The organism is Bradyrhizobium sp. NDS-1 (assembly GCF_032918005.1).
Taxonomy (GTDB): domain Bacteria; phylum Pseudomonadota; class Alphaproteobacteria; order Rhizobiales; family Xanthobacteraceae; genus Bradyrhizobium; species Bradyrhizobium tunisiense.
In genome coordinates, this window is record NZ_CP136628.1 from 4,752,625 (window position 1) to 4,776,437 (window position 23,813).

The window sequence follows — 23,813 nt, forward strand, 5'->3', positions numbered from 1 at the left end:
CCTCCCCTTGAACGTCGTTGTCAGCTAAACTTCAGCTCATCAGTACCGATTTCGGCGAGATACGGCGCAAGCATCTGCGGCGTCACATCCTCGACCCGCGACGGCGACCAGGTTGGGTTGCGGTCCTTGTCGATCACGGCCGCGCGCACGCCCTCGCGAAAATCATCACTGCGGAAGACTTCCAGCGCGGCCCGATATTCCCGCACCAGACACTCTTCCAGGCTCGATGCGGTACGTGCCAATCGCAGAAGCTTCAGCGTCACCACCATGCCGCGCGGCGATTTTTCGTTCAGCGTCTTTAGTGTGGCCAGCGCGAACTCGGAGCCATCGCGCTCCAGCGCAGCGAAAATGTCCTCCATGCGGTCGAAGCCGAACAGCGCATCGATGATCGGCTCCTTGGCGGCGACCGGCCCGGCCGTCTCGCCGGTCGCAACGCCGTTGATGAGCTTGCTGACCTCGGTCGCAGTCACGCCTGGACGAACCCTGGTCAGTGCCTCGCGCAGCTCGGGCCATTTGGCCACCGGCACCACGGCATCGGCGAATTTCGCGTGGATGGCGTCGGGCCCGTTCATGGTCTGGCCGGTCAGGCCAAAGTAAGTGCCGATCTCGCCGGGCGAGCGCGACAGCAAGAAGGTGCCCCCGACATCGGGGAAGAAGCCGAGGCCGACCTCGGGCATCGCCAGTTTGGTGCGTTCCGTGACGACACGATGGCTCGCATGTGCGGAGAGACCGACGCCGCCGCCCATCACGATGCCGTCCATGAACGCGACATACGGCTTCGGAAACGTCTTGATGCGGGCGTTGAGGATGTATTCTTCCCGCCAGAGGATCTTGCCGAGGTCGCCATTGACCTTCGAGCTTTCCCAGAGCGTTCGAATGTCGCCGCCTGCGCAAAAGCCGCGCTCGCCGGCGCCCTCCAGGACGATCACGGCGACATCAGGATCAGCCTCGAAACGATCGAGCGCTTTGTCGATGTCGCGAAACATCTCCAGCGTCACGGCGTTGATCGCCTTGGGACGGTTGAGGCGGATGACGCCGACCGAGCCCTCGATGCGAGCGACCAGATCGCCCTCTTCCACTGCATTCATCGCGCGCCCTCGATCAGTTTGCGCGCCACGATCAGCCGCATGATTTCATTGGTGCCTTCGAGGATCTGGTGCACGCGCAGATCGCGCACGATCTTCTCGATGCCGTACTCGCTCAAGTAGCCGTAGCCGCCGTGAAGCTGGAGCGCGTGGTTGGCGACCTCGAAGCCGACATCCGTGCCGAACCGCTTGGCCATCGCACACAGCATGGTGGCATCGGGATCCTTCCGGTCCAGCGCCGCCGCCGCACGCCACAGGAAGGTGCGCGCGGCCTCCAGCTCGATCGCCATGTCGGCAAGGCGGAACTGCAGCGCCTGGAATTCGTCGAGCCGCTTTCCGAACGCCTTGCGCTCCTTCATGTAGGCGCGCGCCTTGTCGAGCGCGGTCTGCGCACCACCGAGCGAACACGCCGTGATGTTGAGGCGACCGCCGTCGAGGCCGGCCATCGCGATCTTGAAGCCGACGCCCTCTTCGCTGAGGCGATTGGCGACGGGCACGCGGGCGTTCTCGAACATGACGGCACGGGTCGGCTGCGCGTTCCAGCCCATCTTGCGCTCGTTGGCACCGAATGAGACGCCCGGCGTCTTGCCGTCGATGACAAGGGTCGAGATGCCGCCGGGGCCATCCCCGCCGGTGCGCACCATCGCGACCAAGAGGTCGGTACCGCCGGCGCCGGAGATGAACTGCTTCTGGCCGTTGAGGACGTAATGATCGCCGTCGCGCACGGCGCGGGTGCGCAGCGCCGCGGCATCCGACCCCGCGCCGGGCTCGGTCAGGCAATAGCTCGCGATCAGCTCCATGGAACAGAGCTTCGGTAGCCATTGATGGCGCTGGGTGTCGCTGCCGTAGGCATCGATCATCCAGGACGCCATGTTGTGGATGGAGATAAAGGCGGACGTGGTCGGGCAGCCCGTCGCCAGCGCCTCGAAGATCAGCGCCGCGTCGAACCGCGTCATGGCCGAGCCGCCGACATCCTCGCGGATGTAGATGCCGCCCATGCCGAGTGTTGCCGCCTCGCGCATGACCTCGACGGGGAAATGCTTTTCCTCGTCCCAGCGCAGCGCGTGCGGCGCGATCTTCTCCGCCGCAAACGCCAGCGCCATGTCGCGGATTGCGATCTGATCCTCGTTCAGAGCGAACTGCATGCTGGGCTCCTCACCATCCTCGTCATTGCGAGGAGCGAAGCGACGAAGCAATCCAGACTGTCTCTGCGGAAAGATACTGGATTGCTTCGCTGCGCTCGCAATGACGGGCTAGGCTACAGCCTCACTTCATCAGCGGGATCGAGAATTCCGCACCTTCCTTGACGCCGGACGGCCAGCGCGAGGTCACCGTCTTGGTCTTGGTGTAGAAGCGGACTGAATCCGGACCGTGCTGGTTGAGGTCGCCGAAGCCCGACTTCTTCCAGCCGCCGAAGGTATAATAGGCGATCGGCACCGGGATCGGCACGTTGATGCCGACCATGCCGACATTGACCTTGGCCGCGAAGTCGCGCGCGGCATCGCCGTCGCGGGTGAAGATCGCAACGCCGTTGCCGTAGTCATGATCCGACGGCAGCGCCAGCGCTTCCTTGTAGTCGTGCGCCCTCACGACCGAGAGCACCGGGCCAAAGATCTCTTCCTTGTAGATCCGCATGTCCTTGGTGACGTTGTCGAACAGCGAACCGCCGAGATAAAAGCCCTTCTCGTAGCCCTGCATCTTGAAGCCGCGGCCGTCGACGGCGAGCGTCGCGCCTTCCTTGATGCCGATGTCGATGTAGCTCTTGACCTTCTCGACCGCCTCGCGCGTCACCAGCGGACCGTAATCGGCCGAAGGATCGATCGAGGTGCCGATCTTCAGGGACTCGACGCGCGGGATCAGCTTCTCCATCAGCCGGTCGGCGGTGGACTTGCCGACGGGGACGGCGACCGAGACGGCCATGCAGCGCTCGCCGGCCGAGCCGTAGCCTGCGCCGATCAGTGCGTCGACCGCCTGGTCCATGTCGGCATCCGGCATGATGATGGCGTGGTTCTTGGCGCCGCCGAAACACTGGCAGCGCTTGCCGGTCTGCGCGGCGCGCTCGTAGATGTACTGCGCGATGGGCGTCGAGCCGACGAAACCGACGGCCTTGATGTCGGGATCGTCGAGAATGGCATCGACCGCCTCCTTGTCGCCGTTGACGACATTGAGGATGCCGGCCGGCAGGCCCGCCTCGATCATGAGCTCGGCGAGCAGCATCGGCACGCCGGGATCGCGCTCCGACGGCTTCAGGATGAAGGCGTTGCCGCAGGCGATCGCGGGCGCGAACTTCCACATCGGGATCATTGCCGGGAAGTTGAACGGCGTGATGCCGGCGACGACGCCGAGTGCCTGGCGCATGGAATAGATGTCGATGCCGGGGCCGGCGCCTTCGGTGTACTCGCCCTTCATCAGATGCGGGATGCCGCAGGCGAATTCCGCGACCTCGAGGCCGCGCTGGATGTCGCCCTTGGCGTCGGGCACGGTCTTGCCGTGCTCGCGCGCGAGCAGCTCGGCGAGCTTGTCGTAGTCGCGCTGCACCAGCTCCACGAATTTCATCATCACGCGGGCGCGGCGCTGCGGGTTGGTCGCGGCCCACTCGGGCTGCGCTGCGCGCGCATTCTCGACGGCGGCGCGGACCTCGGCCTTGGACGCCAGCGCCACCTTGGCCTGGACGTCACCGGTCATGGGCTCGAAAACGTCGGCGGTACGGCCCGACGTGCCCTTCACTTCCTTGCCACCGATGAAATGTCCGACTGAACGCATGGAATGATCTCCTTGAGGCCGAGCTTGAACGCTTTGACAAATCCTATCGACCTGCATTTATTGGGATTCAAGTCTGAGATAATGCACCATAGATGTGCGAAAATGCTGGATCAAGGCGCTATCGATTGGGACGACTTCCGCTTCGTGCTGGCCATCGTGCGGGGCGGCTCGGTCTCGGCTGCGGCAAAACAGCTCGGCGTCGACCATGCCACGGTGATCCGACGCGTCGACCGGCTGGAAAAGCACCTCTCGGCAAAACTGTTCGACCGGCGCAAGACCGGCTATCTCCTCACCGAGGCCGGCCAGCGCGTCGCCGACAGCGCGGAAGCCATGGAATCGACCATCGTCGCCAACCAGGAGCAAGTCGGCGGGTCGGTGGCCCGGCTGACCGGCACGGTGCGGATCGGCGCGCCTGACGGGTTCGGTACCGCTTTCCTGGCGCCGCGGCTGGCGCCCTTCGCCGACCGGTATCCCGATCTCGATCTGCAGCTTGTGGCCACCGCGCGGCTGTTCAGTCTCTCCAAGCGCGAGGCCGATATCGCCATCAGCCTGACCATGCCGAAGGAAGGCCGCATCGTCGGCCGCAAGCTGCTCGACTACCGCCTCGGTCTCTATGCGGCCCCCACCTATCTCGATCGCTTCCCTGAAATCACCTCGCGCCAGGACCTGACGCAGCACCGGTTCGTCGGCTACATCGAGGAGCTGCTGTTCACCCCGGAGCTCGACTACCTGCCGCAGGTGTCACCCCGGATCTCCGCGCGCTTCCGCAGCGCCAATCTGATCGCCCAGCTCAACGCCACGCTCTCCGGTTTCGGCATCGCGGTGCTGCCCCACTTCATGGCGAGCGATTATCCGCAACTGGTGGCCGTGCTGCCGGAGGAGATCTCGATCACGCGGACGTTCTGGATGCTGATGCATGCCGACAGCAAGGATCTGGCACGAATCCGGGCCGTGGCCGATTACATCGGCGAGATCGTGGAGCGCGAACGGGCGCTGTTTGCGGGGCGGTGAGGCACGGCGCCGACGCGCCTTTGCCCACCCTACGGCAGCTCGCCTAGTTCTTCGTCTTCCTAACAGTTCCAGGCTTTGTCGGCTCCCGCTTGGCGCCATCCAGCGCACTATCCCTGCCCGCCTTCAGTACCTCGTCCGAGAGTTCGCTCGACCCGGCCACGCGGGCCAGCAGCATGGTTCCGGCCATCGTCGCCAACGTCGCGATCGCCTGCTTGCGTGCGGCCTTGCGCGGGATGTTCGGGATGTAGTCCGCCAGCAGCTCGATCATCTCGTCAAGCTTGCCGGCAAATGCCTTGCGCGTCTTCGGGCTCTCGCGGGCGATCTCGGCCCCGAGGGCGGGGATCGAGCAGCCGGTGCCGGGATTGTCGCGGTGCAGCGTGGAGAGATAGCTATCTGCGACCAGCGCCAAACGCTTTTCAGGCGCGGCCTCGTCGGCGAGCTTGCGCCAATGATCCATGGACCGATCCATGGCGTAGGCGAAGGCTTCCATCACCAGCGCCTCGCGAGAGTCGAAATGCGCATAGAAGCCGCCATGGGTCAGGCCCGCCTCTTTCATGAGATCGGCGACGCCGATGCCGTGGGCCCCCTTCTCGCGCAGCCGCACCGAAGCCTTCTTCACGATGCGATCGTGAGTTTCCTGCTTGTGTTCCCGGGAGTAGCGCATGCGGATCTCATTGGATGTCGACGGTCATCTCATAACACGCAAATGACGAAATGGGTGCATTAATTCATGTTAAGTTGCTTCCGATCATGGAAAACGTCGCAGTTGCGTGCACCGCGAGAGCACCCTTGCCGTCCCTGACGAAGCCCTCGGCGTAGCTGGTCTGCCGCCCCAGCTTGATCACCTTCCCTTCGGCCGAGATCAGCCCCGACCGGACCGAGAGCGGGCGCAGGAAGGCCAGCTTCAGGTCGAGAGTGACCGAGCTCCGGCCGGCCTCGAGCCGGGTCGAAATGGCGCAGCCCATTGCGGTATCGAGCAGCGCGGCGGCGGTCGCTCCGTGGATGAGACCGACGGTGTTCTCGAGATCCTCGCGCGGCTCCAGTTCCATGACGATCCGCCCCGGCTCGACCGCCGCCACCGTGAAACCGATCAGCTTCGCGAAGGGCGGCGGCGGCAGCCGGCCGTCGCGAATGCCCTCCATAGCATCCATGCCCGAAAGGCCCATCGCCACTTTCGCCACTGTCGCAGGCACCTGCCACTCCACCACGCGCTCGCGCCGCTGCGCGGGCGAAAACAGGTCGAGTTGATCGCTATCGGTCATGTCAGCCTCTTTATATGATTTATATCATACTATGGTGCGGACTTCGCGATGGCAACTCCATCACCGGACCCGCTTGACAAGCCGGCCGTTTCGCCCCGGAAGTGATCATGACCGGCGCGCCCCGCGCATGGTCCACGAAAGCTTCGAGTGCCACGATGGAAATGCTCAACACCCACTGCGGCGTGACGCGCGACGCGCGCGGCGTCGTCCATGTCGCGATCTGCAACGCCGGCCCGCTCAACATCCTGGGCTCGCCCGTGACCGACGCCGTGCGTGAAGGCCTGCAGCAGCTCGGCTCCGACCGCAGCATCCGCGTCGTGGTGCTGCGCGGCCAGAGTGAAAAGAGCATGATCGGCGGCGCCGACATCAAGGAGATGGCTAGGCTCGACCAGACATCGGCCGAAGCCTTCATCAGCCGCCTGCGCGACCTCTGCGAAGCCGTGCGTGCTTTCCCTGCCCCAGTGATCGCGCGCATGCCCGGCTGGTGCCTCGGTGGCGGGCTCGAGGTCGCCGCGGCCTGCGATTTCCGCATCGCCGCGCATGATGCGCATTTCGGCATGCCGGAGGTGCGCGTCGGCATTCCCTCGGTGATCCACGCAGCGCTCTTGCCACGCCTGATCGGCTGGGCTCGCGCGCGCTGGCTGGTGATGACGGCGGAGAACATCGACGCGCCGACGGCGCTGGCCTGGGGACTGGTCGACAAGGTCGCGGCGGAGGGCGAATTGGACGCGGCCGTCGAGCACGTGGTGAGCGCGTTGCTCGCATGCGGCCCCGAAGCGCTGCGGTCGCAGAAGGCGCTGCTGCGGCAGTGGGAGGAACTGCCGCTGACGGAGTCCGTGAATTTGAGCGTGAAAGTGTTCGGCGAGTCGTTCCTGACAGATGAACCCACGCGCCTGATGCAGGCGTTCGTGAACAGGAAGCGGTAGACCCCCTCGCTGCTGCAATAGGCTTTCCAGAATGAGAATGTTCATGCCTCGGCTCGACCGGCGCATCCAGCACGCCGCAGCGCCAATTGCATGAGCGAGTTCGCCAACGCATTCCTCTGAATACTGGATTGCCCGCTTTCGCGGGCATGTTGACGCCGAAGCCTCGATGTTGGCACCAACTCTCCTTTCGACCGACCAAATCTCATCGGAGCCACGACAATTTCTCATCCCTGGCGCGGTTGCTTCTTTCCGCACCGCATCATATGATGATCATAATTCTATTTCATCACCGAAAGGAGCCTTGGCGCAAAATCCGGACCAAGGCTGAAATTGAGGGAAGTATGTCATTTCAGACTTCCCTTCCCCATGCCATGCTCAAACAATGACGCAGGTCCCTCGGGATCCGCCAAGAACAATGAGGCCCAATGATCTCGAACTGGCTCGCGGCAGCATTGTCCCGCCGCAACATCCATTACGGCTGGGTGATGGTCGGGGTGACCTTCCTCGCTGCGCTGATCAGCGCCGGCACGGTTGGCGCGCCAGGCGTGTTCATCGTCCCCCTGCAGAAGGAGTTCGGCTGGAGCACGGCGGAGATCTCCTCCGCGCTGTCGATCCGCTTCATCCTGTTCGGGCTGATGGCGCCGTTCGCGGCCGCCCTGCTCAACCGCTACGGCCTGCGCAACGTCACGCTGATCGCGCAGTTGGTCGTGGTCTCGGCGCTGGTGCTCTCGCTCGGCATGACCGAGGTCTGGCAGCTCATTGCGCTGTGGGGCGTGGTGGTCGGCCTCGGTACCGGCATGACCGCGATGGTGCTGGGCGCCACCATCGCGACGCGCTGGTTCGCCGCGCGGCGGGGGCTCGTTATCGGTATCCTGACCGCGAGCGTCGCCACCGGCCAGCTCGTGTTCCTGCCGCTGCTGGCGAGCCTCACCGAACGCTACGGCTGGCGGCTTGCGCTCGGCTTCGTCTGCATCATGCTCGGCGTCTCCGCCCTGGCCATCCTGCTCGTGATGCGCGACCGTCCGGGCGATCTGGGCCTGCGCCCGTTCGGCGACGAAGGCACCACACCCCTGCCCGCCCCGCCTGTCAGCCATGGCTCGATCACGGGCGTTGCGCTCGGCACGCTGCGCGACGCTTCGAAATCGACGACGTTCTGGATCCTGTTTGCGACGTTCTTCGTCTGTGGTGCATCGACCGCCGGCCTCGTGCAGGTGCATCTGATCCCGATGTGCCTCGATTTCGGCATCCCGCAGGTACAGGCCGCGAGCCTGCTCGCCGCGATGGGCGTCTTCGACTTCGTCGGCACCATCATATCGGGCTGGCTGTCGGACCGCTACGACAACCGCTGGCTGCTGTTCTGGTACTACGGCCTGCGCGGGCTCTCGCTGATCTTCCTGCCCTTCAGCGATTTCTCGTTCTACGGCCTCTCGATCTTCGCGATGTTCTACGGCCTCGACTGGATCGCGACGGTGCCGCCGACGGTGCGGATCACCGCGCAGAAATTCGGACCCGAGCGCGCCAATCTGGTGTTCGGCTGGATCTTTGCCGGCCATCAGCTCGGCGCTGGCGCGGCCGCCTTCGGCGCCGGTTTGTCGCGAACGGTCTATCAGAGCTACTTGCCTGCATTCTTCATTGCCGGTGCGCTCTGCGTGTTCGCCGCGCTGATCGTGCTGGCGCTGTCGCGGCAGCCGAAGGCGCAGCCGGCGATGGCATAAGCAGCGGAGCAAGCTGCGTCGTCGCATTCTCTCGCGCTTCGCTCGCAGACACATCTTCGCGTTCTCGCGGCTCATTTCGCCCGAGCTTTGCTCTCTTCGTTGCGCCCTTCTTGAGAAAGGGCGCAGGGAAGGCCGGGCGCCGGCTGGCACCCGCGGTCCCGTGTGCGAACAAGATGCGCACGGGGTGGACTACAGGTGACGCCGGAACGCCCGGCCTTCCCTGCGCGAATGGTTTTACGGCTTATGGCGTGCTCTCCCCGGGGAGCGATGCACTATTGCCCCGTCGTCTTGCGGATGGCTGATGCGCGAACCCGGTTGGGCCGCCGCAATCACCGCAACACTTGACGCACAGACCCCGGGCGTCAGGACCACACGATTTTGCCGTCCGCGCACATCCTCAGCTCCTGTCCGCGACGGCTGGCGTGCGCTCGCCATCGCGGCCGAACGAAGACGCTGTCAGCGCCGTGTCGTATCGCGCGAGCCGCTGCTCACGGGGATTCCCGCCCTGCAAGCTGCCCGGCGCGCCGACGCCGTCGCGGCCACCGCCTCCCGGCCCGCGTCTCATGACGATCGCGAAACGCCCCTTGTGGCGGGCGGGATATGTCGACGTCTACGCCAATTCCGAATTCTTGTAAAGCGAATTCTTGATTGGGTGGCGATCGGGCGACGAGAGATTACGCTGGACCGATCCACCCGGCCGCGGGCACGCGAACAAAAATGCGAAAACAACCCCATGCACAGTAGCCGAGGCATGAGAGATCAATGACTTGGCGGGGAAGGAGTGTGCGGCTGCAGTGCACATCGAACCAAGAAGGACGAGGCGTGCGCGCCGTGGGCGGCAACAAGTGATGTGCCATAGCGCCCGCCCTCAATCGGGACCCGGCATATGGCCTGCGAACTGCGGATAACATTCGCACAGTTCCTCGCGGATCCTCCCCCGGATCAGAGCCAGCGTCGCCTCGTCCGGCACCGGCGTCGTGGCCTCGCATCGCTCGTTGTCGTACGCGAAGCCCGTCGTGCCGCGAATGTCGCGCCAATCGAAGCCGGGATGCGTGCTCTCGAGGCGAAAACGTCCCGCCTCCCGCTCGAAGGAAAACAACGCCGCATTGGTCAGCAGCGCATGAGGCCCGCCCCGCCGATAAACCGTTTCGTCGGTCACGCCCGGCGCGGACACGAAGTCGACGCGCTCGACCAGGGATCGCAGGCTGTGCTCTTCACGGAACAGAATGACGCGCGGAACGAGGAAATACAGGTAGGCGGAGCCGAACGAGCCGGGCCATCGGACCGGATTGTTCGGATAGTCCCCGGTGCCGACGAGGTTGATGTTGCCCTGGCCGTCGATCTGGCCTCCGCCGAGAAAGAAGGCGTCGAGGCGCCCCTGCGCGGCGCAATCGAACAGCTCCTCGGCCCCGCCGGTGAAGGAATTGTGCTTGACCGACCCGAGGATCGAGACCTGCACGTGCTCCAGTCCGTCACGCTGGTTGATCGCACGCAACAGCATCGCTCCAGCCGCCGGCATCGGCGACGATTGACCGACCGCAACATGCCGCACGCCCTTCAGCAGCCGCGAGATCGTGTAGATCATCAACTCACGGCTGGTGCACGCCTCACTCATGCGACGCTCCTGGCCTCCCGGACGTAGGCCAAAAATCCTTCCGGCGAGCGCGCCGCTCGCGCGTATTTCTCGATCTCCTGCCCATCCCTGGGATACTCGGCGTAAAGCCCCGTGGGCCACCCACCGTTTTCAAGCTGCGCCACCGCACTCACGTAGATCGCGGGCAAGACCCCCGCAGCCATCTTCTCGTCGTCGAGCAACGACACCTCGGATATGCGCTCGACAGTCACGAAGGCCTTCTTCGACGCATGCGCCAGCAACATCACCTCGCGCCGACGCCCCAGCCGAACGTTGCCGAACCGGTCCGCTTCAGGCGCATGAAACAACGCGATGTCGGGCTGGATCGCGGAGACCACGACGATCTTCTCGCCATCGTCGAACGGGTTGGACATCACCTTCCAGTCGTCTCGCTTCTCCAGGACGTCGCTACCGATGATGCCGCGGATCGGCATGAACGGAACTCCCTTCTCCGCGGCCGTCAGGCCCGCGAACACGGCGGGACAAGTGGCGTCGCGGAGGCGAATGGATCCGTCGCGGACAGCCCGGTTGAAACAGGGCGCACCGCCCGCCTCGCCGAGACTGACCGCACTCGTCTCCAGCGTTGCCACGGCGCCGGCGCCGACCAGCATATCGACCTGCATGCCGCCGATCGGCGCACAGACGACATGGAGATCGCGAATGCCTCGATCGATCAGCATCCGGACCAGGCCGGGAGACGCGCCGTAGTCGTCCGGCGCCAAACCGAGCTTGCACCCCGACGGAATCATCTCCGCCATCTTCTGCGGCGTTACGAAGTCTGTCATCTCTTCACCTCTCCCAATCAAGACGCCGATCGAACACGGTCAACTTCCGGATTCGTTCGCAGCACCTGGGCCGCGCTGCCCCCGATCGTGAACATGCGGATTCGGTCAGCCGCGTCCCATGCTGTAGAATTCCGAGTTCGGACGCATGCTGGTGACGTTGGCAATCCGGTTGGAGAGGCCGAAGAAAGCCGAGATCGCTGCAATGTCCCAGATGTCTTCTTCCGTGAAGGCGTGCGATTTCAGAGTGGCGAAATCGGCTTCGGACACCTTGTAGGCCTCGGTCGAGACGCGGACGGCGAAGTCGAGCATCGCCTTCTGCCGGTCGGTGATATCAGCCTTGCGATAATTGACTGCGACCTGATCGGCGACCAGCGGATCCTTCGCCCGGATGCGCAGGATCGCGCCATGCGCGATGACGCAATACTGGCATTGATTGAGATTGCTGGTCGCAACCACGATCATCTCCCGCTCGGCCTTGGTGAGATTGCCGGGCTTGTCCATCAGCGCATCGTGGTAGGCAAAGAACGCGCGAAACTCGTCCGGCCGATGCGCGAGCACGAGAAAAACGTTCGGGATGAAGCCGGACTTCTCCTGGACGGCCAGGATACGGGCCCGGATGTCGTCTGGCATGTCGGCCAGATCAGGAACGGGGAAGCGACTGATGGCAAGTGCCTGGGTCATGAGGTGAATATCCTTGGGGCTGGACGATGGAAATCGCCACGATCACGCGTTCCGCGCCGCGCCAGCCATGGGAGGGTCCGCAACGGGCAATCCTACCTCTGAGTAGTCATATCATGAAGAGGCGCGCAAGCGCCGCGTCGAAGGACGCGGCGCACGCTCAGTTCGCGCAAAATGGAGGCTGGGGGGCCCTGCCGGCTCGGGCGGGGACTAGCAGATCTTCTGCTGCAAGTGCTGGACGCAGGTGCAGGTGGTCACCCCCGGTCCGTATTTGATGTCGTAAAAGGGAAAGCTCGAGGAGTTGGTCGAGCAGCGCGGGAACAGATAGTAGCTGTCGGACAGCTTGACAGTGCCCGCGATGGCGCCGCCGAGGTTGGGCTTGTAGTCGTAGGACACCTCGCTCAGGATGAGGGAGATCTTGGCATTCTTGGTGCCGCCCGCAGCGGTAAAGGCCGACAAGGTCATCGCGGCACCCGGCGTTCTCGCCCCTGACGCGTTGGTCGACTTGCTCCATCGCACCGTCGCGTTGCCGCTGGTGTCGGTCGAGACTTCCGAGACGGTGATCGTCATCAAGGGAGTGCTGCCATTCTTGGTGGGATATGGAGCCATGATGGCACTGGCAGCCGCGAGGATGCCGTCCATCTGGGCCTCGCTGACCTGCGTGTTCTGCGTGACCATGTCGGCGACACTGTGCGCGGTCGCGCTGACCTTGACGTTCATGGAAAGGCCGGTGCCGAGCTCGACGCCACCGAGATAGAGCACCAGCATGAACGGCGTCACGATGGCGAACTCCGTCGCTGCGACGGCGCGGACATCGGTCAACAGGTGCCGGGCGCGAGACGTCAGGGCGGAGATCATCAGGTAGCTCCTGGCTCGTTCTGGAACGCGGCGGTCGACATGATCAGCCGGTTGCCGTTGCTGAGGTTCGAGAGGTTGAAACCGAGTGGACCGAGCACGACCGGCCACACATACATGACGCGGAGCACGACGATGTCGCCGGCATTACCCGGGTTGTATTGCCAGGTATTGGTGACCTTGCCGGACCCGTCGTAGGTCAGGGCGGGCATTCCCGTGTTCGCCGACGTCCACGAGGTCGCCACCTGCATATCGATCATCAGGCCGCTGCAGTTGAACAGGATGACGATCTGGTCGCAAACCTTCTGTTTGAAAACCGCCTCGCTCATCTGCGCAGATTGAACCTGTCCGGTCATGACCAGGCGGCCCGACTGGCGCACGACGGTTTCGAGCATCTGCTGGGCGAAGAAGACCAGAAACGTCTGGATCAGCGCGATGATGAGCGCGAGAAACGGCGCGGCGACCAGCGCGAACTCCACGGCCGTGGCACCCCTGCTGTCCCGCGCGAATGCGGCGCACCGATTGCGGCGTCTCATTGTTGTCTCGGCTGGGCCGGTCATGACGCGTCTCTCTACTTCACAAGGCTGGCCGTACTGGACGCGACCTTGAGGAACAGGTTCGTCAGCGCCTCGGAAATATCACCGCCGGTCTGAACGCTCGCATACAAACCAGGCGAGGCGCATGACTGCAGCCTCTGAGCGATCTGGCCTGTGGACGAGGACGGATTGTTGAACTGCGCGATACGGCTGTTGTACCAGCCGTCGGTCGGCAATTGCAGGTATTCGGTGTAGAGCACCGCGATGCGGATGCCACGGTTCTTGATCGTCGTGCAGGCCGCCGTGTTAAGCGGCTGCTGACAGCGGACTTGGGTGCTGCCGACGGTCGGAAGCGGATAGGTGGCGTTCGGATCGCAGCTTGCGGACTTCAGGATCAGCTTGTCTTCGACCCCGTCGGTGACGAGAAATACCACTTCCTGCGGCGTATCGCCGGCCTGGTTGGTGCCGCTGCCGGGCGCGGGCATGATGTTGTTGACACCCGTGAGCCCGCCCGCGATGTCCGAGCCGTAGTCGGTGGAACATTGGTTGATGATGACGCAGTTCTGGTGATCCACCGGCATCAGCTGAATGTTGGCGATCTGCGTCCCGGCGGTCGTCGGCGTCGTCAGCGTCTGGACCGTGTTCAATTTGTAGTCAAAGGTGTAGAGGGCAGCCTTGTACGTCGTGTTGTTGAGCGCGGCCATGCACTGCATGACGCCGCCCGAAACGCCCGATTGCGGGCACGTCCATGGCCCCACCATCAATTGTTTGACGGCATTGGTTACGAGATCGATGCGCAGCGTGATGTTGTTGGCGCGTGCAACGGTGAGATTGTCCTTGTTCGACGAGCTCGGGTTCTGGTTATTGGGATGAACCTCATGGCACGCGAACGCACAGTTCCTAGCATAGGACGGCTGGTTCTTCGTTGCCGTGATCATGTTGTTGATGTCGGCCTGCGTTGCCCCAAGCGCCATCGATGGCGAGACGTCCAGCAGCATATAGAAGTTCATGTTGGGCGCGCTTGATGCTCGCGCCGTCGCGGAGCCGCCGACCTGCCAGGTCTGCTTGCCGAGGACGCCGGGAAAATTATTGACGGACTGCGCGGTGTAAGAAACCGTGATGGTCCGCGCGAGACCGGAATCGGTGACGGTGACAGTCGGCGACGGAACAGAAGCCAGGCCGGGAAGATTCGCCTTCGCGGCGAACACAGCTTCCGCGGTCGCCTTGACCACTGCGGTGTCGGTCTGCGTCAGCATCGCCGGCCGCACGGCAGCGATTGCGGCGGCGTCGGCGGCCGCGTCCAGCTGCTCGCGCTTGCGCGAGGCCAGCGTGTAGTCGAGTGTCATACCCAGAAGAAAGACGATCGGAACCAGCGTCAGCGCGAAGATGATGGCGACGTTGGCCTTCCGGTCTGTCGCGAAACAGAGCACTGCGCGGCGGAGCATGAGGTTCATCCTGGCTGCCTTCCTTGGGCAGCGGCCCTTTCCCTGACATCGACGAAAGAAGATTACCGGGGGTCGCCCCCAACACTCGTCCATTCACGGGCTGGAATATGTCGATGGCTGTCTTAACCAACGCTTACAGGCGATCCGCAAACACGGACCGCTCCGGATCGAGATGTCCCATATCGAGAAGGCATCATTAATGTCGCTTAAACGCGACCGCGGAGATTGGCGGTAAAGCAGCAAGAACACCGTAGAACAACGGAGGAAATGCGATTTGCGCCTGCCGACAGAGCCCGCTTCCGGCCCCGGTGCGGCACGGCCCAAACAGAAAATCCGAAACGGCGCGAGGCGCCCTGCTCGCCCGGTTCTGCCCAGGGCTGTCGCATATGAGGAAAAGCGCGAGAGCCCTGACGGCTCTGCCGGGCCCGCGTAGAGCCATATTGCCGTTAGACTCCACGGCGCAAACGTGGACAATGCTCCGACGCACGTCACGTGCGCAGTGCACACCAAGATGCGCCAGGGGAAACAAATGCCGGCTGCCGGTCCGTCGTCCGAACCCATCATTCCAACCGCTCCGCTGACCTCCCAGATGCGCGATTCGCTGCGCGCGATCGTGGGTGAGAAGGGCCTCATCGAGGACGAGCACGGCAAGCAGCCGTTCGTGACGGACTGGCGCGGACTGCTGGTGGGCCGTGCCGGAGCCGTCGTCCGTCCCGGCAGTACCGAGGAGGTCGCGAAGGTGGTCAGGCTCTGCCACGACCATGGGGTCGCGATCGTGCCGCAGGGCGGAAACACGGGCCTGATGGGCGGAGCCACGCCCTGGCCCGCGCATACCGGCATCGTGTTGTCGCTTGGCCGGATGAACCGCGTGCTGGACGTCGATGCCACCGGCTATACCATGACAGTGGAGGCCGGCTGCGTGCTGCAGGCTCTGCAGGAGACAGCAAGCCGGCACGACCGGTTCCTGCCGCTCAGCCTTGGCGCCCAGGGCTCGTGCATGATCGGCGGCAATCTGTCGACCAACGCCGGCGGCGTGCAGGTGCTGCGCTACGGCAATGCCCGCAACCTCGTCCTCGGCCTCGAGGTCGTGCTGGCCAATGGCGAGGTCTGGGACGGGTTGCGTGCACTCAAGAAGGACAATACCGGCTACGACCTCAAGCATCTCTTCATGGGCGCCGAAGGAACGCTCGGCATCATCACGAAGGCCGTGCTCAAGCTCTGGCCGGCTCCCAAGGACGTCTGCACCGCGTGGCTGGCGATCCGGGATCCGCGCGCGGCGCTGGAGATCCTGTCGGAAGCCCATAGCGCCTCCGAGGACAATGTCGGCTCCTGCGAGTTGATGAGCCGCGCCGCCGTCGACATGGTGCTCCGCCACATTCCCGGCACGCAGGATCCGCTTCGAGCGGACACGCCATGGTACCTGCTGCTCGAATGGTCGTCCTCGCGGGCGCGCCAGGACGGGGCCGAGGGCATCGCGGCGAAGATGGAGCAATTCCTCGCCGACCAGCTCGAGGCCGGGCGCGTGATCGACGCGGTGATCGCCCAGACCGGAAGCCAATCGCAGAACATGTGGCGCATCCGGGAAAGCGTCGCCGAGGCGTCCCGCGCCGAGGGGCCGGGGCTCAGCTTTGATGTGTCGGTCGCCATCTCCAGGATTCCGGAGTTCATCGATCTCGGCCTAGCGGCCGTGCGCGACATTCTCCCGAGCATTCGCCCCTATCCTCTGGGGCACATCGGCGACGGCAATCTGCATTTCTCGTTCATGGGGCCATCAGGTATGGATCAGCAGACGCTGACCCAATACAAGGCCGCCATCACCCGTGCCGTGAACGATCTCATCACGTCCATGGGCGGCTCGATCTCGGCGGAACACGGCATCGGCATCGACAAGCTCGACGAGCTCAGCCACTACCGCTCGAAGACCGAACTCGACATCATGCGAACCATCAAGCGCGCGCTCGATCCGCAGAACATCATGAACCCCGGCAAGGTGCTCCGGCTGTGATTGGGCTCCCGGCGCCAACAATTTGTTCAACCTTGGCGGGCCGCAAAGATGTTGCGACCCGCCCGCGGTTCTTAGAGTGCTATCCGCTGCCCTCAAGCCACCGAGCCGCCGCGCGGGTTGACAATCGTATACCCTCGCAGCGAACGCGCGTGCATTCGCGTCGCGCGCCCGCCCGAGTTGGCGTCATAGGCCATCCAGACATCGCCTCCGAGGTGCTGCTCAAGGACGAAAACGTGACCTCGTCGCGCAGCAACCATTCCCGGTGCGGGTGACGTCCGCGGAAAGCGGAGCCAGTTGGACGCAAGATTCAATTCCGGGACGATACGGCCGAATACGCGCAGAGCCGCGCCGCAGCCGCAGAACGAGGAGGGACAACCGGCCGGACGGCCACCGACAACGCCAGCGCCGTGAGCACCGGAGACGGTCGCCGGCGTGGTCGTGCCCCCAGCATCAGTCACTGTCAGTTGTGTCGAGCGGTACGCTTGCAGCGTGGACCTGGAGATCAGCGAAGATCTGGAAGCCAGCGAGGGCCTGGAAGCCCGCTCGCGTCGCGTCTGCGAATACGAGAAGTCGCAGGGCATGGTGACGTTGCATTCAGGAGCTTGATGAATGCGATAAGGGCGCGCTTCCGAAGCGACAGAACCCAGGATAACGAGCACGCACGCAGAAAATACTCGCTTGAACATTGCAAGGACTCCAAATGAGAGACCCTGCCCCGGGACACGAGAAACCAATAACAGTTTGTCTGAAATGGGCCTAAAGCGCGGCTGAAAATGGCTGCGTCGCGTGCCACGACTGCACGATCTCATAGCCTACACGTAGCGCCCGAGATGATTAACTCGCAGCGCACGAATGCTCGATCAGCGCGTCAAGCTCGCGGCGTGCAACCAAGTCGGATTGCGCAAGAAGGATCCAATGAGCGCTCCTCCTCCCCGCGTTGACCGGATCGCCAGGACTCGCTGCCGCTCATTGCATCATCGCGGCCGCGATCTTCTCCGCCGACATCAACACGGGAAAATTGGTGTTGGCGCACGGCACCACCGGGAAGATCGAGGCGTCCACGACGCGCAGGCCCTGGATGCCCTTGACGCGGCCTTCCGTATCGACCACCGCCATCGGATCGTCGGCCCGGCCCATGCGGCACGAGCACGAGGCGTGCCAGACACCGATGGTCGCCTTGCGCACGAAGGCCTCCAGCGCCTCGTCGTGGTTGATCACCTGATCGAAGGTAAAGCCTTCGACGACGAAATTGTCGATCATGTAGTGGCGCAGCGCCGCCGGCCCGTCCATCAGGGCCGCGGCGATCGTGGTCAGGATCCTGTTCGTCGTATTGACCACACCAATTTTGCGCACGCGGTCGGTGTAGGAGGCGGGGAACGGCTTGTCCGTCACCGCCCTGACCGCCTCGCTCATCTGCACGGCCGCCATCTTGCGGAAGCCGCTCATCAGCCGGTCGAGGTCGCGCCGGTCGGACAACAGGTTGAACTCGACGATCGGCTCCGCGGCGGGATCGCGCGAGGCCAGCTTGACTTGCCCCGTCTCCGAATAGGTCTTGTTGACGAAGGTGAGCAGCGAGCCGATCTGCGCACCGACCGCGTGCCAGGCCGACTTGCTGAGCACGACGACGAACATGTCGCCCTTCGGCACGCCTTCGAGTCCCGACGAATAGCGCAGGCCGACCTGCATGTGGCGCCTTGTATGCTCGTTCATGCGCGCGCCGCGGCGGATGTAGGACGACAGCGAAATCGAGGGATGGTCCATCAGGCGCTGGCCGACGCCCGCCAGGCCCATCAGGACTGGGATTCCCAGGTCCTTGAGATGGCCGACCGGACCGATGCCGGCGCGCAGGAGGTGCGCCGGCGAGTGGATCGCGCCGCTGGAGAGGATGATCTCGCGTCCCCGGAACTCCTGCTCACGCCCGCCGACAACGGCCTTCACCCCGACGCATTGCGTGCCTTCGAACAGCAGCTCCCGGACCTCCGTGTCCGTAGAGATCGTGAGGTTGGCGCGCTTGCGGGTGTCGCGATCGAGATAGCCCATCGCGGCCGAGACGCGCTGCTCGGCCTGATTGGAATGCGTCACCGGGAAGAAGCCGTCGACGAATTCGCCGTTCTGGTCCGGCAGATATTGATGGCCGGCCTGCTGGAACGCCTCGGCGAGCGCCTGCGAATGCCTGGTCCAGTGCTCGCGCGGAATCCGGCGGACCGGGATCTTGCCGTCCTTGCCGTGGAAGGGACCGTCGAAATCGAGGTCGCGCTCGACCTTCCTGAAGAAGGGCAGCACGTCGGCCCACGACCAGCCCGCAGCGCCGCGCGCGTCCCATTCATCGTAATCGGTCGGCGCGCCGCGGTTGGCCATCTGGCCGTTGATCGACGAGCCGCCGCCGAGCACGCGCGCCTGCTCGTATTTGCGTAAGGGAGGACGCGCTTCATTCGGATTGTTGTGGCTGACGACCTGGGTCGTGACCTTCAGCTCGGTCCAGTGGAAGCGCGGATCGAAATAGGCGGTGCCGGGATAGCTGTCCCTGATTTCGGCCGGCTCGTTGCCGGGCGGCGTATCCTGTCCGGCTTCGCAAAGCAGGACCTTGTTGGCGCTTTTCGCGGAGAGCCGGTGGGCCAGCACGGACCCCGCCGAGCCGCCGCCCACGATGATGAAGTCGTACACGATTGGCGCTTCCTCTTGTTCTTGTTGGGAGAGCTTAGCGCGTTATTGTTTTGCCGTGGAAGAACTTTGGATTGCGTCGGTGCCTGCTTCTCGTGTCCCGGACGCGCTGCAACGCGTAGCGTTGCTGCGCTGCGTCCAGGACACGAGCGTCACGGCTTGACACAAGGTGCTTACGGCCTGATCGAAAAGTTCTCCGGCGGACCGGCCTTGCGCAAGGGCTCGGCGAGCCGGGCGAACTCGCACAACAGCGAGCGCGTCTTCCGGGGATCGATGATCTCCTCGACCCAGAACTTCTCGGCCGAGCGGAACGGCGAGCGCAGCTTGTTGAGGCGCTCCTGGATTTCCTCCAGCTTCGCCGCCTTGTCCTCGGCCGCGTCGATGTCGGCGCGATAGGCGGCCTCAATGCCGCCTTCGAGCGGGAGCGAACCCCAATAGGCCGACGGCCAGGCATAGCGGATCGAGAAGCGGTCTGCCGGCTGGTGCACGACGCCCGCAACACCGAACGCGTTACGCAGGATCACGGTGCACCAGGGCACGGTGGTCTGGTTGACCGCGGCCATCGCGCGAACGCCGTGACGGATGGTCGCGGCCTTCTCGGCATCGAGGCCGATCATGAAGCCGGGACAATCCATGAGATAGACGATGGGCAGATGGAAGGTCTCGGCGAAGTCGACCCAGCGCACCACCTTCTGGCAGGCATCCGCGGTCCAGGAGCCGCCGTAGTGAAAACTGTCGCTGGCGAGCAGCAGCACCGGCCTGCCCTCGAGCCGTGCAAGGCCGACGATGATCGGCTTGCCGAAGTTCTTGCCGACCTCGAAGAACGAGCCCTTGTCCACGACGGACTCGATGATGGGCCGCATCTTGTAGACCTGCTTGCGGTTGCGCGGCACCGCGTTGAGCAGCGCTTGCTCGCTGCGCTCCGGATTGTCGGTGCAGGGCAAGGTCGGCGACAGCTCGTAGACCGACGACGGCAGATAGGAGAGGAAGCGCCGGGCGCAGGCGAACGCCTCTTCTTCCGTGTCGACGGCGTGATCGACCGCGCCGGCGCGGGTCTGGATGTCGGCGCCGCCGAGCTCTTCCTTCGAGAGGTCCTGCCCCAGCGCCTTCACCACCGGCGGGCCCGCGACGAACATCGCGGACTTCCTGGTCATGATGGAATAGTGGCTGGCGGCAAGGCGCGCGGCGCCAAGACCCGCGACCGAGCCGAGACCGAGTGCCACCACCGGCACGCGCGACAGATTCTCCGTCGTGAACCGATACCAGCGCGTGCCGCCGATGCCGCCCGGCAGATTGGCAGCGCCCTTGGTCTCGATGGTCTTGACCGAGCCGCCGCCGCCGGAGCCTTCGATGATGCGGACGATGGGCAGACGGAGGTCGTGCGCCATCTCCTCCGCCATCAACGGTTTTGCCGAGATCGACGCATCGGCGGAGCCGCCGCGTACGGTGAAATCGTCGCCGACCACGACCACGGTCCGGCCATCGACGCGCGCGCGGCCGAACACGCAGTTCGCCGGCGTCAGTTTCTTCAGCTCGCCGCTGGAATCGTATTCACCGATGCCGGAGACGGCACCGATCTCGTGGAAGCTGCCTTTGTCGATCAGCTTGTCGATACGCTCCCGAACAGTCAGCCGGCCCTGGTCATGCTGTCGCTTGACCTTGTCAACGCCGCCCATCTCCCGCGCGAAGGCTTCGCGCCGGGCGAGCTCGTCGAGTTCCGGCTTCCAGTTCATTCACTCCCTCCGAATTGATCGGCTTGTTATTGTTATGCACGGCCATTGCGACCGGTTTGCGCGGGATACGGTTGTTGAAGACGTCGCCTTCCGCGCCCTCGACCAGGCTGCTGAGCGACCGGCCGAGCTCGAGCATCAGCGGCGCGACTTCGGCATGCAGCCGTTCCTCGTCGTACATCGCGGACAGAAGGCCGATCGTGATGACCACGAAGGTCTGGTACTGCGGCGACCAGATCGGCACCGCGAGCCCGTTGATGTGCGGGCTCCACAGGCCGCAGGCCACGACATAGCCGCGCTCGCGCAGCATCTCCCGGTTGGCTTCAATGCGCGGCTTCAGGATCTTCGCGGCCTCGGGAGCCTCCCGTTCCATGTCCGCGATGAAGGCATCGCCGATCTCCGGCGCCAGCGCCGCGGTGTAGGCCGCGCCCGCGGCGGTCGAGGCCATCGAGATGCGGCTGCCGGTGCCCTCGTGCAGGCCGAGCGCGGTCGCCGAGCGCGCGAACAGGAGATAGACCAGATGGAAGCGATCGGGGATGACGAAGCCGACCGTCCCCGGCACTTGCTCGGCCACTTCCTGGAGTCGTTGGCGGATCATGCTGCGCAGCTGCGCGCCCTTCATCATCGAAGCGCTCATCGCCACCGCGCTCGGGCCGATGCGATATTTTTGATCACGCGGCAGATAGACCAGCTGTCCCATCCGCGTCAGCGTGTGCGTGAGCCGCGACACCGTCGAGCGCGGCAGACCGCAGCGATTTGAGATCTCGAGATTGCCGAGCCTGCTATCGTGGCCCTCGAAGCATCGCAACACGTCGAACGCGCGCGAGACCACCTGGATGACATCTCCCTCGCCGGCATCGCCAGCGAGCATGCCTTGCCTACTCAACCGCTCGGATCGTCGTCCCATGTTCCCTACCGTTTGTTCCGCTGTGCGGAATTAAATTCCACTTGCAGACGACGCTACCTCAGGCATTTTGCGACGACAACAAAAAGGCGATGGCATGCCAGAAATTAAGATCGTCACCGAGGTCGCGGGGCGAATCTGCGCAACTCCCGTGCAGGTTGGAGGAACCGTCGCGGATGGCGATGAGATTGTGGTGGTCGAGGCGATGAAGATGGAGATACCGGTGTCCTCGCCCGCGAGCGGCACCATCACATCGCTGCTGGTGAAGCTGGACGATGTCGTTGCCGAGGGACAGGCTGTTGCGACCGTCGCGAGCTGAGTGTTCTATCCGTCGTCTGCGCGACAATCTGTCAGCCTTATTCGCGCAGGCAACGGTGCGGCGTTGCCATCGCTCGATCGCGGTGACATGATCTGCTGCAAACAAAACGTTGTTTCAAACAAAGAAAGAAAATCTTCGCGGCAAAGCGAGGATCATTGGAGGGAAACATGCTTCGTGGGCTGATCATACTCGCGCCTGCCTTGGTGGCAGGCATTTCTTTTGCGTCTACACGCTACGCGTTCGCCGAAGACGTCAAGCTGCCGGCGACCTTGACCTTCACGGCCTATGACACCGGAACCGCCGGCTTCAACATCGCGGTCGGCGTCGGTAAGATGATGAAGGACAAGTTCGGCACCGACGTGCGCGTGCTCCCCGCAGGCAACGACGTCGCACGGCTCGCGCCGCTGCGCGCCAAGCGGGCGGTCTCCGCGGCGATGGGATCGGGCACCTATTTCGCGCAGGAAGGCGTATTCGAGTTCGGGTCGAAGGAATGGGGCCCGCAGCCGCTCCAGATTCTGCTCTCGTCCGTCGACTGCAATTGCGGCTCGCTCGCTGTCGCTGCCGACACCGGCGTGAAGGAGCTGAAGGACCTCAAGGGCAAGCGTGTCGGCTTCGTGGTCGGCTCGCCCGCGCTGAACCAGAACTCGCTCGCGGTGCTCGCCTTCGCCGGACTGACGCAGAAGGACGTCAAGGCCGTCGAGTTCGCGAGCTACGGCGCGATGTGGAAAGGGCTGATCAACAACGACGTCGATGCCGCCTTCGGCACCACCATCACCGGCCCCGCCAAGGAGGCCGAGACGTCGCCGCGCGGCCTGATCTGGCCGCCGCTGCCGGCCAAGGACAAGGAAGGCTGGGCGCGGATGCAGAAGGTCGGCTCGTTCTTCTTTCCGCAGCTGGCGACCTGCGGCGCCGGCATCTCGCCGGACAAGCCGGTCGAGCTCGGCAATTACCCCTACCCGATCTTCGTCACCTACGCCTCGCAACCCGCCGACCAGGTCTATGCGATCACGAAGGCGATGATTGTAAACTACGATGCCTTTAAGGACTCCGCGCCCGGCGCCGGAGGTCTCGCCGCCGACCGCCAGACCAAGAACTGGGTGGTGCCGGTGCATCCCGGCGCAGTGAAGGCGCTGAAGGAAGCCGGGCAGTGGAGCGATGCGCAGGAGACGCACAACAACAAGCTGATCAAGCGGCAGGAGGTGCTCGGCGCGGCGTGGGCGGAGTACGGCAAGTCCAATCCGCAATCGGACGACAAGTCGTTTCTCGACGGCTGGATGAAGGCGCGCGCAGCGGCGCTTGCGAAGGCCGACATGCCGAACGGGTTCGAGGAATGATGAACTCGCTCTCGGCGCCAAGAGGAAGGTGCGCGCTCCCTCCCCCGCTTGCGGGGGAGGGCTGAGGAGAGGGTCTCTTCTCGGCGGGATTCTCCAGGAGGCGAGAGCCCTCACCCGCGCCTTCGGCGCGACCTCCCCCGCAAGCGGGAGAGATTGAAGCCGCGGC

General features: G+C 64.2%; 21 protein-coding genes. 6 read left to right on the forward strand and 15 right to left on the reverse strand.

The features are described 5' to 3' along the window. Nucleotides 1–20 precede the first annotated feature (20 nt). The 3 genes from RX330_RS22560 to RX330_RS22570 all read right to left on the reverse strand — a co-directional run bounded on the left by RX330_RS22560 (nt 21) and on the right by RX330_RS22570 (nt 3,848). The gene (locus RX330_RS22560; protein WP_317239859.1) at nt 21–1,088 is read right to left on the reverse strand and encodes an enoyl-CoA hydratase/isomerase family protein; all 1,068 of its coding nucleotides are present in this window, start codon (nt 1,086–1,088) and stop codon (nt 21–23) included. Then, nucleotides 1,085–2,230: an isobutyryl-CoA dehydrogenase gene (locus tag RX330_RS22565; RefSeq protein WP_317239860.1), complete on the reverse strand. Its 1,146-nt coding sequence runs from the start codon at nt 2,228–2,230 to the stop codon at nt 1,085–1,087. The genes RX330_RS22560 and RX330_RS22565 overlap by 4 nt, the downstream gene beginning before the upstream one ends. Before the next feature lie 121 nt (nt 2,231–2,351). Then, on the reverse strand, nt 2,352–3,848 hold the full coding sequence (locus RX330_RS22570; protein WP_317239861.1) for a CoA-acylating methylmalonate-semialdehyde dehydrogenase: 1,497 nt from the start codon (nt 3,846–3,848) through the stop codon (nt 2,352–2,354). Between the two features lie 102 nt (nt 3,849–3,950). Here RX330_RS22570 and RX330_RS22575 point away from each other — a divergent pair, with 102 nt between their 5' ends. Continuing rightward, the gene (locus RX330_RS22575) at nt 3,951–4,859 is read left to right on the forward strand and encodes a LysR family transcriptional regulator (RefSeq protein WP_317239862.1); all 909 of its coding nucleotides are present in this window, start codon (nt 3,951–3,953) and stop codon (nt 4,857–4,859) included. Between the two features lie 43 nt (nt 4,860–4,902). Here the strand turns inward: RX330_RS22575 and RX330_RS22580 are convergent, their stop codons facing one another. Together RX330_RS22580 and RX330_RS22585 are read right to left on the reverse strand one after the other, a co-directional pair. Continuing rightward, nucleotides 4,903–5,523 (reverse strand): TetR/AcrR family transcriptional regulator, encoded by a 621-nt coding sequence (locus RX330_RS22580; protein ID WP_317239863.1) that lies wholly within the window; start codon nt 5,521–5,523, stop codon nt 4,903–4,905. Between the two features lie 64 nt (nt 5,524–5,587). Then, nucleotides 5,588–6,121 (reverse strand): PaaI family thioesterase, encoded by a 534-nt coding sequence (locus RX330_RS22585; RefSeq protein WP_317239864.1) that lies wholly within the window; start codon nt 6,119–6,121, stop codon nt 5,588–5,590. Nucleotides 6,122–6,276: 155 nt separating this feature from the next. Here RX330_RS22585 and RX330_RS22590 point away from each other — a divergent pair, with 155 nt between their 5' ends. Beyond that, nucleotides 6,277–7,047 carry an enoyl-CoA hydratase gene (locus RX330_RS22590; RefSeq protein ID WP_212087366.1) on the forward strand — a complete coding sequence of 257 codons (771 nt, stop codon included), beginning with the start codon at nt 6,277–6,279 and terminating at the stop codon, nt 7,045–7,047. A 425-nt stretch (nt 7,048–7,472) separates the two neighbouring features. Next, a complete protein-coding gene (locus tag RX330_RS22595; protein ID WP_212086706.1) occupies nt 7,473–8,762 on the forward strand; it encodes an MFS transporter in 1,290 nt (429 codons plus the stop codon). Between the two features lie 868 nt (nt 8,763–9,630). On the opposite strand, the gene RX330_RS22600 is transcribed toward RX330_RS22595, so the two are convergent. The 6 genes from RX330_RS22600 to RX330_RS22625 form a co-directional block, all read right to left on the reverse strand. Continuing rightward, nucleotides 9,631–10,377, reverse strand: a complete 747-nt coding sequence (locus RX330_RS22600) for a CoA-transferase (protein WP_317239865.1) — start codon at nt 10,375–10,377, stop codon at nt 9,631–9,633. Further along, a complete protein-coding gene (locus RX330_RS22605; protein WP_212086712.1) occupies nt 10,374–11,180 on the reverse strand; it encodes a CoA transferase subunit A in 807 nt (268 codons plus the stop codon). Before RX330_RS22605 ends, RX330_RS22600 begins: the two co-directional genes overlap by 4 nt. Before the next feature lie 105 nt (nt 11,181–11,285). After that, nucleotides 11,286–11,861, reverse strand: a complete 576-nt coding sequence (locus RX330_RS22610; RefSeq protein WP_212086715.1) for a peroxidase-related enzyme — start codon at nt 11,859–11,861, stop codon at nt 11,286–11,288. 207 nt (nt 11,862–12,068) lie between these two features. Beyond that, nucleotides 12,069–12,716: a TadE/TadG family type IV pilus assembly protein gene (locus RX330_RS22615; RefSeq protein WP_317239866.1), complete on the reverse strand. Its 648-nt coding sequence runs from the start codon at nt 12,714–12,716 to the stop codon at nt 12,069–12,071. Then, nucleotides 12,716–13,273 carry a TadE/TadG family type IV pilus assembly protein gene (locus RX330_RS22620; RefSeq protein WP_212086719.1) on the reverse strand — a complete coding sequence of 186 codons (558 nt, stop codon included), beginning with the start codon at nt 13,271–13,273 and terminating at the stop codon, nt 12,716–12,718. The genes RX330_RS22615 and RX330_RS22620 overlap by 1 nt, the downstream gene beginning before the upstream one ends. Nucleotides 13,274–13,284: 11 nt before the next feature. After that, entirely contained in the window at nt 13,285–14,694 is a 1,410-nt protein-coding gene (locus RX330_RS22625; protein ID WP_212086721.1) for a TadE/TadG family type IV pilus assembly protein, read from the reverse strand. Nucleotides 14,695–15,223: 529 nt separating this feature from the next. Here RX330_RS22625 and RX330_RS22630 point away from each other — a divergent pair. Next, entirely contained in the window at nt 15,224–16,699 is a 1,476-nt protein-coding gene (locus RX330_RS22630; protein ID WP_212086723.1) for an FAD-binding oxidoreductase, read from the forward strand. Between the two features lie 92 nt (nt 16,700–16,791). Here RX330_RS22630 and RX330_RS22635 read toward each other — a convergent pair whose 3' ends face one another. The 4 genes from RX330_RS22635 to RX330_RS22650 all read right to left on the reverse strand — a co-directional run bounded on the left by RX330_RS22635 (nt 16,792) and on the right by RX330_RS22650 (nt 21,997). Further along, nucleotides 16,792–17,385 (reverse strand): hypothetical protein, encoded by a 594-nt coding sequence (locus RX330_RS22635; RefSeq protein ID WP_317239867.1) that lies wholly within the window; start codon nt 17,383–17,385, stop codon nt 16,792–16,794. 280 nt (nt 17,386–17,665) lie between these two features. Next, complete coding sequence (locus RX330_RS22640; protein ID WP_317239868.1) at nt 17,666–19,363, reverse strand: GMC family oxidoreductase; 1,698 nt, start codon at nt 19,361–19,363, stop codon at nt 17,666–17,668. A 170-nt stretch (nt 19,364–19,533) separates the two neighbouring features. Beyond that, nucleotides 19,534–21,093: an acyl-CoA carboxylase subunit beta gene (locus RX330_RS22645; RefSeq protein WP_317239869.1), complete on the reverse strand. Its 1,560-nt coding sequence runs from the start codon at nt 21,091–21,093 to the stop codon at nt 19,534–19,536. After that, nucleotides 21,023–21,997, reverse strand: coding sequence for an IclR family transcriptional regulator (locus RX330_RS22650; protein WP_212086731.1), 975 nt, complete (start codon nt 21,995–21,997; stop codon nt 21,023–21,025). The genes RX330_RS22645 and RX330_RS22650 overlap by 71 nt, the downstream gene beginning before the upstream one ends. Nucleotides 21,998–22,091: 94 nt before the next feature. Here RX330_RS22650 and RX330_RS22655 point away from each other — a divergent pair, with 94 nt between their 5' ends. Continuing rightward, a complete protein-coding gene (locus RX330_RS22655; RefSeq protein WP_212086734.1) occupies nt 22,092–22,313 on the forward strand; it encodes an acetyl-CoA carboxylase biotin carboxyl carrier protein subunit in 222 nt (73 codons plus the stop codon). 167 nt (nt 22,314–22,480) lie between these two features. After that, a complete protein-coding gene (locus RX330_RS22660) occupies nt 22,481–23,647 on the forward strand; it encodes a TAXI family TRAP transporter solute-binding subunit (RefSeq protein ID WP_317239870.1) in 1,167 nt (388 codons plus the stop codon). Nucleotides 23,648–23,813 lie beyond the last annotated feature (166 nt).